The organism is Knoellia sp. Soil729 (assembly GCF_001427985.1).
Taxonomy (GTDB): Bacteria; Actinomycetota; Actinomycetes; order Actinomycetales; family Dermatophilaceae; genus Knoellia.
Window position 1 is genome coordinate 55,120 of the sequence record NZ_LMSA01000001.1, and the last position, 16,905, is coordinate 72,024.

Below are 16,905 nucleotides of genomic sequence, written 5' to 3' on the forward strand. Positions count from 1 at the left end.
ACAGGATGGAGAGGTCGATCTCACCGGGTCGACTCCGTCAGTAGAAGGGACATCGTCGTGACGTTTCGCGAGGAAGCCGGCCCCATCCTCAATGGCCTTCCCAGCAGCCTCACCGACATCGACCCCGAGGAGACCTCGGAGTGGCTGGACTCGCTCGACCAGGTGGTCGACGAAGCAGGACGGCAGCGCGCGCGCTACCTGATGCTCCGCCTGCTCGAACGCGCGCGCGAGAGCCAGATCGGCGTCCCGTCCCTCACGGCGACCGACTATGTCAACACCATCGACCAGGAGCACGAGCCCTGGTTCCCCGGTGACGAGGACGTCGAGCGGCAGTACCGCCGCTGGATCCGGTGGAACGCCGCGGTCATGGTGCACCGCGCCCAGCGGCCCGGCGTCTCCGTCGGTGGGCACATCTCCACCTACGCCTCTGCCGCGACCCTCTATGAGGTCGGCATGAACCACTTCTTCCGCGGCCTGGACCACCCCGGCGGCGGCGACCAGGTCTTCTACCAGGGCCACGCCTCCCCCGGCATGTATGCCCGCAGCTTCCTCGAGGGCCACCTCGGCGAGACCGACCTCGACGGCTTCCGTCAGGAGAAGAGCCACATCGTCGACGGCAAGATCCGGGCGCTGTCCTCCTACCCGCACCCCCGGATGATGCCGGACTACTGGCAGTTCCCGACGGTGTCGATGGGCATCGGCCCGATGAACGCGATCTACCAGGCCCAGTTCAACAAGTACCTGCACAACCGCGGCCTCAAGGACACCTCCGAGCAGCGCGTCTGGGCGTTCCTGGGCGACGGCGAGATGGACGAGCCCGAGTCGCGCGGCCTGCTGCAGCTCGCGGCCAACGAGGAGCTCGACAACCTCACCTTCGTCATCAACTGCAACCTGCAGCGCCTCGACGGACCGGTGCGTGGCAACGGCAAGATCATCCAGGAGCTCGAGGCGTTCTTCCGCGGCGCTGGGTGGAACGTCGTCAAGGTCATCTGGGGCCGCGGCTGGGACCCGCTGCTCGCCAAGGACCGTGACCACGCCCTGCGGCACATCATGAACACCACGACCGACGGTGACTACCAGACCTTCCGCGCCAACGACGGCGCCTACGTCCGGGAGCAGTTCTTCGGCCGCGACCCGCGGACCCGCAAGATGGTCGAGGGGCTGACCGACGAGCAGATCTGGCACGACCTTCAGCGCGGTGGCCACGACTACCGCAAGGTCTATGCCGGCTACCAGGCCGCGGTCAACCACACCGGCCAGCCGACGGTCATCCTCGCCCACACCATCAAGGGCTACGGCCTGGGCAAGGGCTTCGCGGGGCGCAACGCGACGCACCAGATGAAGAAGATGTCGGTCGACGACCTCAAGAACTTCCGCGACGCCCTGCGCCTGCCGATCACGGACGCGCAGATCGACGAGAACCCCTACCAGCCGCCCTACTTCCACCCCGGAGAGGGCGACCCGACGCTCGACTACATGCTCGAGCGCCGGCGGGCCCTGGGCGGCCTGATCCCGGAACGACGCAGCAAGTACACCCAGGTCACGCTGCCCGGTGACGAGGCCTACGCCCAGGTCCGCAAGGGCTCGGGCAAGCAGACCATCGCCACGACGATGGCGTTCGTCCGGCTGCTCAAGGACCTCATGCGCGACAAGGAGTTCGGCAAGCGGATCGTGCCGATCGTCCCGGACGAGGCCCGCACGTTCGGCATGGACTCGTTCTTCCCGACCCTGAAGATCTACAACCCCCACGGGCAGAACTACACGCCGGTCGACCACGACCTCATGCTGAGCTACCGGGAGTCGGTCTCCGGGCAGATCCTGCACGCCGGCATCAACGAGGCCGGTTCCGTCGCCGCGTTCACCGCCGCGGGGTCGAGCTACTCCACGCACGGCGAGCCGATGATCCCGATCTACGTCTTCTACTCGATGTTCGGGTTCCAGCGCACGGGCGACTCCATCTGGGCGGCCACCGACCAGCTGACCCGGGGCTTCCTCATCGGAGCCACGGCAGGTCGCACGACCCTGACCGGCGAGGGCACGCAGCACGCCGACGGGCACTCGCCGCTGCTGGCATCGACCAACCCCGGCGTCGTCACCTACGACCCTGCCTACGGCTACGAGATCGCGCACATCATGCGCGAGGGCCTGCGGCGCATGTACGGCGACGACCCCGAGAACGTCATCTACTACCTCACCGTCTACAACGAGCCCAACGTGCAGCCGCGTGAGCCCGAGAACCTCGACATCGAGGGGGTGCTGCGCGGTGTCTACCGGCTGTCCGAGGCCGACACCTCGGAGTGGACCCACACACCGGCCCACGCACAGCTCCTGGCCTCCGGTGTCGGGGTCCCGTGGGCCCTCGAGGCCCAGCGGCTGCTCGCGGACGACTGGGGCGTCGCCGCCGACGTCTGGTCCGTCACCTCCTGGGGTGAGTTGCGGCGCGATGGCCTCGCGTGCGACGAGGAGGCCTTCCTCCACCCGGAGAACGAGGTTCGCGTGCCCTACGTGACGCAGAAGTTCGCCGACACCAAGGGACCGGTCCTCGCCACGTCCGACTACATGCGGGCCGTGCCCGACCAGATCGCGCAGTACGTCCCCGGTGAGTTCCACTCGCTGGGCACGGACGGCTTCGGCTTCGCCGACACCCGCCCCGCAGCGCGACGCTTCTTCCACGTCGACGGGCCCTCGCTCGCCGTGCGCACCCTGCAGGTGCTCGCAGCGCGCGGCGAGGTCGACGCCGACGTCCCGGGCAAGGCGGCCGACAAGTACGACCTGCTCGACGTGCGGGCCGGCACCAGCGGCAACGAGGGCGGCGACAGCTAGAACCACCCCCACTGACTGCCCGTTCGGCTCCTCCCCCGGTGACGCCCACTGGCGCCGGGACCAGCCGAACGGGCAATCAGTCTGCGGTGAGACGGCGTTGGCGTATGCCGTCCGCTCGCCTCAGTCCAGCAGGCCCAGTCTTCGTGCCGCCGCCACAGCACCGGTGCGCGAGTCGGCGCCGAGCTTGCCGAAGAGGTGTCCGAGGTGGGTCTTCACCGTGGCCCGGCTGATGAAGAGCTCCTTGGCGATCTCGTCGTTCGAGAGGCCGTCGGCGACCAGGGTGAGGACCTCCATCTCGCGCTCGCTCAACGGGCGCTTGCCCGCACGCATGGTCTGGACGACGCGCTGTGTCAGCTGGGGTGACAGCACGGTCTCACCGACCGCGGCGGCTCGGATCGCCGCGACGATCTCCTCGGGCAGCGCGTCCTTGAGCAGGTAGCCCGCCGCGCCGGCCTCGACGGCCCGCACGATGTCGACGTCGTGGTCGAAGGTGGTGATGATGAGCACCGCGACCTCGGGCTGCGAGGCCCGCACCGCCCTGGTGACCGCGACACCGTCGAGTCCCGCGCCCAGGCGCAGGTCGCTGAGCACGACATCGGGAGCCGTGGACCGCGCGAGCTCCACGGCCTCCTCCCCCGTGCCCGCCTCCCCCACCACCTCGATGCAGGGTGAGGCGCTGAGCAGGGTGCGCATGCCCGAACGGACGACGGGGTGGTCGTCGACGATGAGCACCCGGATGGCGACGTCCGGGTGGGGATCGGAGCCCGAGGTCACTGGCGACCTCCCAAGGGGAGATGGGCAGACAGTGCCGTGCCCTCGCCCGGCGCCGACTCGACGGCGAGGTCTCCCCCGAGCTCGCGCAGCCGCGCCTTGCTCGACGGCAGGCCGTAGCCACCATGGCTGTACCCGCCCGGTCTCTCGGTCAGCGCTCCGGGGTCGAAACCACGGCCGTCGTCCACCACCTCCAGCAGGACCCGGTCGTCGAGGCGCGAGAGGGTCACGACCACTCTGCTCGCCTCCGAGTGGGCGCGTACGTTGGCCAGTGCTCCCTGCGCGGTCCGCAGCAGCGCGACCTCGAGAGCCGTCGGCAAATGAAGTGCCTCACCCTCGACCCGTAGCTCGGTGCGGACGCCCGTCTCCTGATCCAGGGTGCCCAGGATGCGCTCGAGGGCCTGCACCAGCCCGTTGTCCGTCAGCGACGACGGGGCCAGGGCGCCGACGACACCGCGAGCCTCCGCGAGGTTGGCGCTGGCGGTTGCCTCGACCTGCGCGAGCAGGTCGGCCAGAGCCCCGTCCTCGCTGAGGACCGCTCGGCCTCGAGCCAGCAGCACGATCGACGAGAACCCCTGGGCAAGGGTGTCGTGGATGTCCCGGGACAGGCGCCCCCGCTCCTGGAGGACCCCGGCCTCGCGTTGCGCCGACGCGAGCTCGTCGTGCAACGTCGCCATCTCGTCCTGGGTCCTCACGAGCGATTCGACGAGGCGCTGGCGCTCCACCGCATCGCGGACCAGCTGGTGTTGGCCCCTCGAGAGGGCGAAGGCGAACAGTGCGCCGATGGCCGGACCGAGCACCTCCGCCACGGTCAGCTCTCCCGTCGCGAACCACGGGCGCCAGATGACCACGGCCAGGACGACGACGCTGAGGGCGGCTGCCCGGCGGACGGCGAAGAAGTGCGGGATGAGCAGCCACAGGCTGAAGGCGAGCCAGACGTTCTCGGTGGAGACCAGGACGAGGGCGAACCAGCAGACCACGAGCCCGAGCAGCCACCACCGGCCCGCCGTGCTGACCGGCACCACGCCGGCGGGGCCGGAGGACGGATCCGGTGCGCGGCCAGCCCACCGCAGGCCCACGGCATACCAGGCAAGAAGGACGGTGGTGGCGACGATGAGCGGAAGGCGTGGTGCGCCGGTCGACCACGAACGTGCCACGCAGACGGAGGCCAGCACACCGAAGAGGACGTGCTGGACCACCGTCAACGAGCGCATGACGCGGTGCATGTCCGGGACGCTACTTCAGCCCACGAGGGTGGGGACGCGAGGTGTGCCGGCCGGGGCTGCCGCCTGTGCTGCAGGTGCGGAGCCGGGTGACCAGACCCGGTCCCCGAGCAGCCCGAAGAGTCCCGGCACGAGGACGGTGCGGACCAAGAAGGTGTCGATGAGGACACCGATCCCGACGATCAACCCGAGCTGACCCAACGCCACGAGCGGCAGGACTCCGAGGGCGGCAAAGACGGCGGCCAGGACGATGCCCGCACTCGTGATCACGGCACCGGTGCCGGCCACCGCGCGCACCATGCCCGGGCGGGTGCCGTGGTGGGCTGCCTCGGAGCGGGCGCGATGCACGAGGAAGATCGTGTAGTCGATGCCGAGGGCGACGAGGAACAGGAACGACAGCAACGGGACCTGGAGGTCGAGAGCCGGCCAGTCGAGCAGCTGGCGTCCGATCCACGACCCTGCGCCGATCGTGGCGACGGCACTGAGGATGTTCACGCCCAGGAGGACCAGCGGGGCGACCAGCGAGCGGGTGAGTGCCAGCAGGACGAGGGCGTTGACGAGAAGCACGAGAGGCACGATGAGCGTGAGGTCGCGCAGGTTGCCGGTGCGTGCGTCGACGTCGGTGGCCTGCTGACCGCCCACGAGGGCCCCAGCATCAGGGACCGAGTGCGCGGCGAGGCGCACGGCCGTCACGGTCTCGCGCGCCGCCGCCGTGCCCGGCTCCGCCGCTGTGATGACCGAGAGCCGGACCAGTGGCGAGGCGCCGCCAGTCGTCCCCGGGAGCGGACGCACCGAGGTGACGCCCTCCACGGAGGTCACGGCGGCCGTCACGTCCTCGACGTGGTTGGCGCGCGTCATCACGGTGAGCGCCTGTGCTGCTCCGGCCGGGAAGTGCTCGCTCAGGACGTCGAGACCCCTCGCCGACGGCGAGGCCACACGGAACTGGTCGCCCTGCGCAAGTCCCACCTTCGTGCCGGTCAGGCCCGTGGCGAAGACACCGAGCGCGAGCACACCGGCGCCCACGACGAGAGCGGGGCGGCGCATCACCGACGTGGCGACGGCACCCCACCCGGAGGTGGCGTGCTCGTCGACCCGGTCGACCACGGGAACCACGGGCCAGAACACCTGGCGACCCACGATGGCCAGCGCCGCGGGCAGCAGCGTGAGCACGCCGGCCAGTGCGACGACGAGCCCGAGCGCCGCGGCCACACCGAGTCCGCGCGTGCCGGGGACGACAGCGAGGGCCAGGGTGGCCAGAGCCACGACGACGGTGGCATTGCTCGCCAGGATCGCCGGCGCGGTCGCGCGCCAGGCGCTGACGAGAGCGGCTCGGTGGTTCTGGTCGTGACGCAGCTCCTCGCGGTAGCGCGAGATGAGGAGCATGGCGTAGTTGGTCCCGGCGCCGAAGACGAGAACGCTGACGACTCCGGCGTCGAAGGAGAGGCCGAGCGCAGAGCCGAGGGCCTTCGTCAGGACGGAAGCCACCTGGTCGGCGAGCCCGACGACGACCACCGGGATGAGCCACAGGATGGGCGAGCGGTAGGTCAGCAGCAGCAGGAGTGCGACGACGCCGATCGTGACGAGGAGGAGCGTGATGTCGGCGCCGTCAAAGGCTTGGGCGATGTCCGCGCCGAAGGCCGGCCCGCCGGTGACGAGGACGGTGAGGCCGCTGGGCGCATTGGCCTGCACGAGGTCGCGCAGGTGAGTGATGGTGTCGGCGTTCTCTGCGTTGTCCGGGGAGGTCGTGATCGGCACCTGGAGGATCGCTGCCAGCCCGTCCTCCGACGTGATCGTGGGGCTCGCGGGGTGGGTCGGCACCGCAGGCAGGGTCGTGCCGAGAGCGGTCAGGGCCGACGTGTCGGCGGACGTCAGGCGAGCTCCATCGGACCGTGTGGCCACGAGCAGGACGCTCTGCACGTCGGCGTCGGGGAACTGGGAGACGAAGTCGGCGACGCGCGCCGACTCCGAGCTCGTGGGGGCGGCCGCAGCACGTGGTGGGGCGTCGACCCCGCGCAGGCCGCCGATGACGCCGAGGCTGAGGACGAGGCCGAGCAGCAGGGCGGCCCAGGCTCCGCGACGAGCGGTGAGGGCATTGAGAGCGTTGCGAAGGGGCATGTCTCGACGGTAGGAATTCGAGCCCTGTCGCCGCCTCCGCCGGACATCAACCTTTCGGCCGATGGTCGCGACTTATTGCCCGTTCGGCCAGTTCGTCGGTGCCCTCCTCACTGGCCGAACGGGCAATAAGTTGGAGAAAGATCAATGGGTGAGGAAGGCCTTGCGGGCGGCGACGCAGATGTCGGGCTGGTCGCAGAAGACGCCGTCGACACCCGTGTCGAGGAAGCGGCCCACCTCGTCGCCCAGGCGGCCGTGCGCCGCGGGGTCGGACCCGGTCCGGTAGTCCACGGGCAGGAAGGAGTTCTCGGCGCGGAAGGTCCACACCACGACCTCGAGTCCGGCCCGGTGCGCGTCCGCGACGAGTGAGGTCGGGGAACCCAGGGTGCCGTCGCCGGCGATCGGGATGACTCGGCGCTTGTCGACGCCGAGACCGTCGATGTCGCCCGCGAGGTCCTTGAGGCTGGCCGGTCGGAGGAGGTCGGTGTAGGTCCGTGGATCCCCCTTGACCGCAAGGTCGTAGGGGCTCCCGGTCTCGTTGACGAGCAGGATGAGCTTGGCCCGGTAGCCCAGCTCGTTGTCGAGCCGGACGAGCGGGGCGAGCTCGAAGCTCTGCACCCACAACGGGGCGTCCGGGCGGTTGAGACCGTGCGCGGTGAGCGCCTGCATGAGCGCCTTCTCGGGGTCGAAGCCGGCGGCGTGCAGCGCGGTCGAGTGCTTGATCTCGGGGATGACCCCCACCGTGCGACCCGTCTGCTCACTGAGCTGCTCGCGCAGGTCCAGCACCTCCTCGAGGGTCGGCACCTCGAACCTGCCGTCGTAGCCCGCGCTCTCGGGGCGCAGCTGTGGGAGGCGCTCACGGGCCCGCAACGTCTTGAGCTCGGCCAGAGTGAAGTCCTGCACCCACCACCCCGTCACCGGCTTGCCGTCGAGCTTCCTCGTGGTCCTGCGCCCCGCGAACTCCGGATGGCTGGCCACGTCGGTCGTTCCACCGATCTCGGGTTCGTGACGGTCGACGAGTATGCCGTCGCGCGTCATGACGAGATCCGGCTCGATGTAGTCGGCCCCCTCCTGGACGGCGAGCCGGTATGCCGCGAGCGTGTGTTCCGGACGGTAGCCCGACGCGCCGCGGTGCGAGTACACGACGGGCTCGCTGACGATCGCGTGTTCACCGGTGACCTTCGGTGGGGTCTGAGTGGCCGTCGAGCACGACACCAGCACGGGCGAGGACAGGGCGAGCCCCGCAGCCACGGACAGGGAGATCAGAGCTCGCTTCACGAGACCCAACCTAGGGCTGTCTGCGCGTCAGCTCCGGATCCGGTGCGCGACGGGTGCAGGCGTGTCTCGACCGGCGAGCCGGACGGCATACCCTGTATTTGTGGTTATGCGTTCGGCTGTATAGTCTTGCAACGTGTCCAAGGTACTCACTTCCCTGCCCGTCGGCGAGCGCGTCGGCATCGCCTTCTCCGGAGGTCTCGACACCTCCGTCGCCGTCGCCTGGATGCGCGAGAAGGGTGCAGTCCCCTGCACCTACACCGCGGACCTGGGCCAGTACGACGAGCCCGAGATCGACACGGTGCCCGAGCGCGCCGGTGAGTACGGCGCCGAGATCGCCCGTCTCGTCGACTGCCGCAGCGCTCTCGTCGAGGAAGGCCTGTCCGCCATCGCCTGCGGCGCCTTCCACATCCGCAGCGGCGGCAAGACCTACTTCAACACGACTCCCCTGGGCCGCGCGGTCACCGGCACGCTTCTCGTGAGGGCGATGCAGGCCGACAACGTCTCGATCTGGGGCGACGGCTCGACGTTCAAGGGCAACGACATCGAGCGGTTCTACCGCTACGGTCTTCTCGCGAACCCCGACCTCCGCATCTACAAGCCGTGGCTCGACGCCGACTTCGTCACCGAGCTCGGCGGCCGGCACGAGATGAGCGAGTGGCTCACGGCACGCGAGCTCCCCTACCGGGCGAGCGCCGAGAAGGCCTACTCGACCGATGCCAACATCTGGGGCGCCACCCACGAGGCCAAGACCCTCGAGCACCTCGACGAGTCCATGGAGGTCGTCGAGCCGATCATGGGCGTCAAGCACTGGGACCAGTCTGTCCTCATCGAGCAGGAGGACGTCACCGTCCGCTTCGTGCAGGGACGCCCGGTCGCGATCAACGGCCAGGACCTCGACCCGGTCGCCCTGGTCGACCTCGCCAACACGATCGGTGGCCGCCACGGCCTGGGCATGTCGGACCAGATCGAGAACCGCATCATCGAGGCCAAGTCGCGCGGCATCTACGAGGCCCCGGCCATGGCGCTGCTCCACATCGCCTACGAGCGGCTCCTCAACGCGGTGCACAACGAGGACACGATCGCGAACTACCACAACGAGGGCCGCAAGCTCGGCCGCCTCCTCTACGAGGGTCGCTGGCTGGACCCCCAGAGCCTCATGCTGCGCGAGGCCATCCAGCGCTGGATCGCCTCCGTCGTCACCGGTGAGGTGACTGTGCGCCTGCGGCGCGGCGACGACTACTCGATTCTCGACACCCGGGGCGAGAACTTCAGCTACCACCCCGACAAGCTGTCGATGGAGCGGGTGGAGAACGCGGCCTTCGGGCCACTGGACCGGATCGGCCAGCTGACCATGCGCAACCTCGACATCGCCGACTCCCGGTCCAAGCTCGAGCTCTATGCGAACCAGCCCGTGGACCAGGGACAGCTGCTCGTCGAGAACGGCACCCTGTTCGGCGAGCTGCCCGCGGGCGGCTACGACCGCATCACCGACAACCCGCAGCCGGCAGGTCCCGACGACAACGCGCTCGACGCGGCGGCCATGGAGTTCGGCACCGACTGAGAACCATGCCTCGTGTGCCTCAGCGCGACCTCTGGCTCGCGCTGGGGCACACAGGGCATGCTGTCGCCATGAGCGGACAGCGCCTCCTCCAACGTGCGGTAGCGATCGTCGGCGTCCTGGGGCTCGTCGCGGTCCTGCCGTTCTACGTCTCCTCCGGTCTGGCCGCCCCCCTGTGGGCCATCGTCGTGCTCATGGCCTTTTGGCTGCTGTTGTTCATCCTCGCGATCCGGTGGTTCACCCGGCGCCCCTGGGTGGTCCTCGCCATGCCGTTCGTCGCGGCGGCCGTGTGGTGGCTGGCGCTGACCCTGGGTGAGCAGGCGCTCGGCTGGCAGGCCTGAGGAGCCACCCCGCTCCGAACGGGCAACCTGTAGGCCATCGTTGTGCACGGCATACAAATAGACTCCGCAGGTGGCCACCTCGCGAACGCGTCCCTCGGCAGCGACACGACGCCGGGTCGAGCGCACCGCAGGCGACCTCGGCGCGGCGGCGGTGCAGCAGATGGAGAGCGACCACGAGTGGTACCGCAACCTGCCACCGGAGGAACGCTCCTGGGTCGGGCTCATCGCCCAGGCCGGCATCAGGTCGTTCATCGAGTGGTTCACCGGCAGCCAGGACAAGGCCCACATCACCGCTGACGTCTTCGGCACGGCGCCGCGCGAGCTGACCCGGTCGATCAGCCTCGGGCAGACCCTGGACCTCATGCGCACCGTCGTCGACGTGGTCGAACGCGAGTCGAGCGGGCTGGCGGCGCGCGGCGACGAGACCAAGGTGCGCGAGGCGGTCCTGCGCTACAGCCGCGAGATCGCGTTCTCGGTCGCCGAGGTCTATGCCCACGCCGCCGAGGCGCGCGGCGCCTGGGATGCCCGGCTCGAGGCCCTCGTCGTCGACGCGGTCATCCGCGGGGAGGCCGACGACTCCATGCAGTCACGCGCGTCGGCCCTCGGATGGGGCACCACCACCAACGTCTGCGTCATCGTGGGGTCCACCCCCGAGGCCGGAGCCTCACACGTCGTCGACGAGCTGCACCGCAGCGCCAAACGCCACGGCGTGGAGGTGCTCGTCGCGATCCACGGCCGTCGCGTGGTGAGCATCGTGGGCCGGGTCACCGACGCCCTGCGGACGGCGTCGCACCTCGGCGAACACTTCGGGGACGGCCCGATCGTGGTGGGTCCCGTCGTCCCGCACCTGTATGCCGCGGGGCGCAGCGCGCGTGCCGCGCTCTCGGGCCATACGGCGGCCTTCGCCTGGCCCGCCGCTCCTCGGCCGGTCCGCAGTGACGACCTGCTCGCCGAACGGGCCCTGCTCGGTGACCTGCCGGCTCGCGCGGCCCTCGTCTCGACCGTCTATGCGCCGTTGTCCGCCAGCAGCGGGCGCAACCTCCTCGAGACCGCTGCGGCCTATCTCGACGGCGGCCTGGGGCTGGAGGGCACGGCCCGGGCGCTGTTCGTCCACACCAACACGGTGAGGTACCGACTGGGCAAGATCGCCGAGTCCATCGGCTACGACCTCACCGACCCGCACGATGCGCAGACCGTGCGGCTCGCGCTGGCCTACGGACGAGTAGCCCCGGAGCCGTCGTTCCGGATGACGCGACTCCCCGAGCCGCCGCTGGAGCCCGGCCCGCACGAATTGTAGGAACCCTACAGATCTCGGCCCCGGAAATCGTCTCCGTCCATCGGGCCCCCGGCAGCCGTTCACAGCCACTCTGAAGAGGTGCTTGTCATCGTGTGCCCTGGACAGGGCTCCCAGACGCCCGGCTTCCTCACCCCCTGGCTCGACATCCCGGGCCTGCGAGAGCGGATGGGCTGGTTGTCCGCCGTCGCGGGCATGGACCTCGTCAGACACGGGACCGAGTCCGACGAGGAGACCATCAAGGACACGGCCATCGCCCAGCCCCTCATCGTCGCCTCGGGCCTCGTCTCGCTGCTGGCGCTCTTCGAGCACCCGGCCGACGGTTTCCGTCTCGTCGGAGCAGGAGCGGGCCACTCCGTCGGCGAGATCACCGCTGCCGCCGCCGGCGGTGTCATCTCGGCAGAGCAGGCCATGGTCTTCGTCCGCGAGCGCGGCCGGGCGATGGCCGAGGCCAGCGCGGTGCAGCCCACGGGCATGAGCGCGGTCATGGGCGGTGACCCCGACGAGGTCATCGCGACCATCGAGCGCCACGGGCTCACCCCCGCCAACATCAACGGTGCCGGCCAGGTCGTCGCGGCCGGGACGATGGACCAGCTCGCCGCCCTGGCTGCTGAGCCCCCCGCCAAGGCGCGGGTCATCCCGCTCAAGGTGGCCGGCGCCTTCCACACCGAGCACATGGCTCCGGCGGTCGATCTCCTGGACCGCTACGCCAAGGCCATGTCGACGCACGACGCACGGGTCCCCTTGGTGTCCAACCGTGACGGCGCCGTCGTCCACAGTGGGCGCGAGGTGCTGCGCCGGCTCGTCAGCCAGGTGAGCAACCCGGTCCGCTGGGACCTCACCATGCAGACGTTCACCGAGCTCGGCGTCACGGGCATCATCGAGGTCCCGCCGGCCGGCGCCCTGACCGGGCTCGCCAAGCGCGCCCTCAAGGGTGTCGAGATCCTGGCGCTGAAGTCGCCGGACGACCTCGAGCAGGCCCACCGCATGGTCAAGGAGCACGCGGTCTCGGGCGGCGTCGCCCAGGACCCGACGTGGCGGCTGGTCATCAGCCCCGCCAAGGGCATGGTCTCGTTCACCGCGACCGAGGTCGGCGCGCAGGTCGAGACCGGCAGCGTCATCGCGACCGTCGGCACCCTGCGTGACAGCTACGACGTCGTCGCCCCCCACGGTGGCCGCATCGTGGAGTGGCTCGTCGAGGACGGCGACCCTGTCTCTCCCGGCCAGCCCATCGTCCGTCTCCACCCCCAGGAAGGCTGAGCCGCATGCCCGGCGTCATCAGCACCAGGACCGGCGCGGCCCACGCGCGCATCACCGGCATCGGTGCCTACCGTCCCCGACGCGTCGTGCCCAACTCCGAGCTCGTCGAGGCGATCGACTCGTCCGACGAGTGGATCCAGGAGCGGTCCGGCATCAAGACCCGCCACTTCGCCGGTGAGGGCGAGAGCGTCATCGACATGTCCGAGTTCGCCACTCGCGACGCCCTCGAGATGGCGGGCCTGGAGGCGGGTGAGGTCGACGCGGTCGTCCTCGCCACGGTCTCGCACCCCTACCAGACGCCCGCCGCCGCACCGGCGCTCGCGGACCGGATGGGGATGGACAAGCCGGTTGCCTTCGACATCTCGGCAGCGTGCGCCGGCTACTGTCACGGCATCAGCCTGGCCAACGACATGGTCCGCGGTGGCAGCGCCCGCAACGTCGCCGTCATCGGCGTCGAACGGCTCTCGGACTTCACGAGCCGGACCGACCGCGGGACGGCCTTCATCTTCGGTGACGGCGCGGGCACCGCGATCGTGTCCGCCGCCGAGGAGCCCGGCATCGGGCCCACGGTCTGGGGCTCCGAGGGTGACAAGTGGGACGTCATCGCCCAGAACGAGAGCTGGATCGACGTCCACGAGCAGAAGCTCGACTGGCCCACCATCGGCATGCAGGGCCAGCGCGTCTTCCGCTGGGCGGTCTGGAGCATGGCTCCGGTGGCGCAGCGGGCCCTCGACGTCGCGGGAGTGAGCGTGGACCAGCTCGACGCTTTCATCCCCCACCAGGCCAACGTCCGCATCATCGACGCCCTGTGCAAGCAGCTCAGGATGCCCGAGCACGTTCCGGTGGCCCGCGACATCATCGACTCGGCCAACACCTCGGCGGCTTCGGTCCCCCTGGCGACCGAGCGAATGCTGCGGGAGGGCCTCGCCCCACGAGGCGGACTCGCGCTGCAGATCGGCTTCGGTGCCGGCCTGTCGTATGCCGCCCAGGTCATCACCCTTCCCTAGGACTCCCGAGGCCCGCGGGCACCACGGGCCACCGCATCACCCGCCCCACCCATGAGCGTCCGCAACCGGCGGACCGCAACCACGAAGGAGCAGGACATGGCTCAGAGTGAGCAGGAGATCCTCGCGGGTCTCGCAGAGATCGTCAACGAGGAGACCGGACTCGACCCCGAGGCCGTCCAGAGCGACAAGGCGTTCACCGACGACCTCGACATCGACTCCCTCTCGATGATGACCATTGTCGTCAACGCCGAGGAGAAGTTCGGCGTGCGCATCCCCGACGACGAGGTCAAGAACCTGCGCACCGTCGGCGACGCCGTGACGTTCATCAAGAACAACCAGGCCTGACCCCCTCCCTTCGACTTATTGCGCTTTTGTGCACCCGGATGAGCGGCCACACCGCTACGGGACATGCACAAAAGCGCAATAAGTCGGACACCACCCCCACGCCAAGGAGTCATCGAACATGAGCACCGAACGTCGCGTCGTCGTCACCGGTCTCGGCGCCACCACCCCGCTCGGCGGCACGATCACGCAGACGTGGGACGCGATCCTCGCCGGGACCTCCGGCGCCCGCCCGCTGACCCAGGACTGGGTGCAGGAGTACGACCTCCCGGTCACCTTCGCCGCCACGATCCACACCTCTCCCGAAGAGGTGCTCAGCAAGGTCGAGTGCCGCCGGATGGACCCCAGCGCGCAGTACGCCATGGTCGCCTCCCGTGAGGCCTGGGCCGACGCAGGCTCCCCCGAGGTCGACCCCGACCGCTTCATGGTCGCCATCGGCACCGGGATGGGCGGCGTCAACACCCTCCTGGACCAGTGGGACAACCTGCGCGAGAAGGGCGTGCGTCGCGTCTTCCCGCTGACCGTCCCGATGATCATGCCCAACAGCAGCAGCGGCAACGTCTCGCTCGCGCTCGGAGCCCGCGCCGGCGCCCACACGGCCGTGTCGGCCTGCGCCTCCGGAGCCGAGTCCATGGCCCTGGCCATGGACCAGATCCGGCTCGGCCGCGCCGACATCGTCATCGCCGGTGGCACCGAGGCCGCCATCCACCCCCTTCCCTTCGCCGGCTTCGCGCAGATGCAGGCGCTCTCGAAGCGCAACGACGACCCAGCCGGTGCCTCGCGCCCCTACGACACGGGCCGTGACGGCTTCGTCATGGGCGAGGGCGCGGGCGTCATCGTCCTGGAGTCCGAGGAGCACGCCAGGGCTCGTGGCGCGCGCATCTATGCCGAGCTCTCTGCAGCTGGCATGTCAGCGGACGCCCACCACATCACCGCTCCCGAGCCCGAGGGCGCAGGCGCCTCCCGCGCCATGGTCGAGGCCGTCAAGCGCGCCGGCCTCACCCCGGCGGACATCGTGCACATCAACGCCCACGCGACGTCGACCCCGGTCGGTGACGTCGCCGAGGCCAACGCCATCCGGCGGGCCTTCGGGGATGCGACCGACGGCATGTGCGTCACCGGGACCAAGTCGATGACCGGCCACCTGCTCGGTGCGGCCGGTGCCCTCGAGGCGCTCTTCACGATCCTCTCGGTGCACCACCGCATCGCGCCCGCCACGATCAACATCGAGGAGCTCGACCCGGCCATCGCGCTCGACGTCGTGCGCGGCGAGCACCGCACGCTGCCCGACGGTGACATCGCAGCCCTCAACAACTCGTTCGGGTTCGGCGGGCACAACGTCGCCCTCACCGTGAAGAGCATCTGATGGCGCACCAGCCCAACGAGTCCTCCGCCACCGCCTCGGCGGCGACCAAGCCCAAGCCGGACCGCGCCACCGACCCCCGCAACCCGCGGCTGCGCCTCCAGGCGTTCTTCGACGAGGGCTCCGTCGAGCTCATCACTCCCGAGGACGACTCGGGCATGCTGGCCGCCATCGGCACCTGCCAGGGCGTGCCCGTCGTGTCCTTCTGCTCCGACGCCACGATCATGGGCGGTGCCATGGGTGTCGCCGGCTGCAAGGTCGTCGTGGCGGCCTACGAGCGTGCGCTGGCGGACGGCATACCGGTCGTCGGGATCTGGCACTCGGGCGGAGCCCGCCTGCCCGAGGGCGTGGTCAGCCTGCACGCCGTCGGTGAGGTGTTCGCGATCATGACCCGCGCGTCGGGCAAGATCCCGCAGATCTCCGTCGTCATCGGTGCCGCCGCGGGCGGAGCGGCCTACGGGCCGGCCCTGACCGACATCGTGATCCTTGCCCCGGACGGGCGGATCTTCGTCACCGGCCCCGACGTCGTGCGCTCCGTCACCGGTGAGAACGTCGACGCTCTGCGGCTGGGCGGCCCCGAGCCGCACGGCCGCCGCAGCGGCGTCGTCCACATCGTCACCGACTCGACCGAGCAGGCCTACGAGCGTGGTCGCCAGCTCTGCTCGCTGCTCGCCGACCAGGGCACGCTCGACGTCTCTGCGGTCGAGGACTTCGACCTGGAGGAGACCTTCCCGGAGTCCGCGAAGCGGGCCTACGACGTGCACCCGGTCGTCGACAACGTGCTCGACAAGGGTGCCGACTCGATCGAGCTGCACCCGCGCTGGGCGCCCAACATCGTCACCCAGCTCGGACGCTTCGGCGGCCGCACGGTCGGTGTCGTCGCCAACAACCCGATGCGTCTCGGCGGGTGCCTCGACTCCCCCTCGGCGGAGAAGGCTGCCCGCTTCGTGCGCATGTGCGACGCGTTCGGCGTGCCGCTCATCGTCCTCGTCGACGTCCCCGGCTACCTGCCGGGAGTCGGCCAGGAGTGGGATGGTGTCGTCCGGCGAGGGGCCAAGCTGCTCCACGCCTTCGCCGAGGCCACGGTGCCGCGCGTGACACTCGTGACCCGCAAGACCTATGGCGGGGCCTACATCGCGATGAACTCGCGCTCGCTCGGTGCCACGCGCGTCTTTGCCTGGCCGACGGCGCACGTCGCCGTCATGGGCTCGGTGGCGGCCATCCGCATCCTGCACCGTCGGCGTCTCGCCGAGGTCGACGACGCCGAGCGCGCCGCCGTGGAGCAGCAGCTCGCCGACGAGCACGACCTCATGTCGGGCGGTCTGGCCCGCGCGGTCGAGATCGGCGTGGTCGACGAGATCGTCGAGCCGTCGGTCACCCGGTCGGCCCTGGCCAGGGCGATCGCCGAGGCACCCCAGCGCCGCGGCGACCACAACAACATCCCCCTCTGACCCCAGGCGCCCCGACTTTTGCTCCCCATGAGGGAACGTCGAGGGACCGGATGGGACCTTTCCCTCCGGACCCCCAACGTTC

The 16,905-nt window shown here is 70.1% G+C and carries 13 protein-coding genes; 9 read left to right on the plus strand and 4 right to left on the minus strand.

Annotated features, from left to right (window positions below; genetic code table 11):
* Positions 1 to 57 precede the first annotated feature (57 nt).
* On the plus strand, positions 58 to 2,823 hold the full coding sequence (gene aceE / locus ASG74_RS00275) for a pyruvate dehydrogenase (acetyl-transferring), homodimeric type (RefSeq protein WP_056137780.1): 2,766 nt from the start codon (positions 58 to 60) through the stop codon (positions 2,821 to 2,823).
* 120 nt (positions 2,824 to 2,943) lie between these two features.
* Here aceE and ASG74_RS00280 read toward each other — a convergent pair whose 3' ends face one another.
* From ASG74_RS00280 to ASG74_RS00295, 4 genes are all read right to left on the minus strand, one after another.
* Positions 2,944 to 3,597 carry a response regulator gene (locus tag ASG74_RS00280; RefSeq protein WP_268766020.1) on the minus strand — a complete coding sequence of 218 codons (654 nt, stop codon included), beginning with the start codon at positions 3,595 to 3,597 and terminating at the stop codon, positions 2,944 to 2,946.
* On the minus strand, positions 3,594 to 4,820 hold the full coding sequence (locus ASG74_RS00285) for a sensor histidine kinase (RefSeq protein WP_056137782.1): 1,227 nt from the start codon (positions 4,818 to 4,820) through the stop codon (positions 3,594 to 3,596). The genes ASG74_RS00280 and ASG74_RS00285 overlap by 4 nt, the downstream gene beginning before the upstream one ends.
* A 15-nt stretch (positions 4,821 to 4,835) precedes the next feature.
* Positions 4,836 to 6,932 carry an MMPL family transporter gene (locus tag ASG74_RS00290; RefSeq protein ID WP_056137784.1) on the minus strand — a complete coding sequence of 699 codons (2,097 nt, stop codon included), beginning with the start codon at positions 6,930 to 6,932 and terminating at the stop codon, positions 4,836 to 4,838.
* 141 nt (positions 6,933 to 7,073) lie between these two features.
* The gene (locus ASG74_RS00295) at positions 7,074 to 8,207 is read right to left on the minus strand and encodes a glycerophosphodiester phosphodiesterase family protein (RefSeq protein WP_235498745.1); all 1,134 of its coding nucleotides are present in this window, start codon (positions 8,205 to 8,207) and stop codon (positions 7,074 to 7,076) included.
* A gap of 133 nt (positions 8,208 to 8,340) precedes the next feature.
* On the opposite strand from ASG74_RS00295, the gene argG reads away from it, so the two are divergent.
* From argG to ASG74_RS00335, 8 genes are all read left to right on the plus strand, one after another.
* The gene (argG, locus tag ASG74_RS00300) at positions 8,341 to 9,768 is read left to right on the plus strand and encodes an argininosuccinate synthase (RefSeq protein WP_056137787.1); all 1,428 of its coding nucleotides are present in this window, start codon (positions 8,341 to 8,343) and stop codon (positions 9,766 to 9,768) included.
* A 68-nt stretch (positions 9,769 to 9,836) separates the two neighbouring features.
* Positions 9,837 to 10,106: a hypothetical protein gene (locus tag ASG74_RS00305; RefSeq protein ID WP_056139493.1), complete on the plus strand. Its 270-nt coding sequence runs from the start codon at positions 9,837 to 9,839 to the stop codon at positions 10,104 to 10,106.
* Between the two features lie 70 nt (positions 10,107 to 10,176).
* Entirely contained in the window at positions 10,177 to 11,403 is a 1,227-nt protein-coding gene (locus ASG74_RS00310) for a PucR family transcriptional regulator (protein WP_056137789.1), read from the plus strand.
* Between the two features lie 78 nt (positions 11,404 to 11,481).
* Positions 11,482 to 12,660 (plus strand): acyltransferase domain-containing protein, encoded by a 1,179-nt coding sequence (locus tag ASG74_RS00315; protein ID WP_056137791.1) that lies wholly within the window; start codon positions 11,482 to 11,484, stop codon positions 12,658 to 12,660.
* A 5-nt stretch (positions 12,661 to 12,665) separates the two neighbouring features.
* Entirely contained in the window at positions 12,666 to 13,667 is a 1,002-nt protein-coding gene (locus ASG74_RS00320) for a beta-ketoacyl-ACP synthase III (RefSeq protein ID WP_056137793.1), read from the plus strand.
* A 96-nt stretch (positions 13,668 to 13,763) separates the two neighbouring features.
* Positions 13,764 to 14,012, plus strand: coding sequence for an acyl carrier protein (locus ASG74_RS00325; RefSeq protein ID WP_056137795.1), 249 nt, complete (start codon positions 13,764 to 13,766; stop codon positions 14,010 to 14,012).
* 118 nt (positions 14,013 to 14,130) lie between these two features.
* Complete coding sequence (fabF, locus tag ASG74_RS00330; protein WP_056137797.1) at positions 14,131 to 15,375, plus strand: beta-ketoacyl-ACP synthase II; 1,245 nt, start codon at positions 14,131 to 14,133, stop codon at positions 15,373 to 15,375.
* Complete coding sequence (locus ASG74_RS00335) at positions 15,375 to 16,823, plus strand: acyl-CoA carboxylase subunit beta (RefSeq protein WP_056137798.1); 1,449 nt, start codon at positions 15,375 to 15,377, stop codon at positions 16,821 to 16,823. The genes fabF and ASG74_RS00335 overlap by 1 nt, the downstream gene beginning before the upstream one ends.
* Positions 16,824 to 16,905 lie beyond the last annotated feature (82 nt).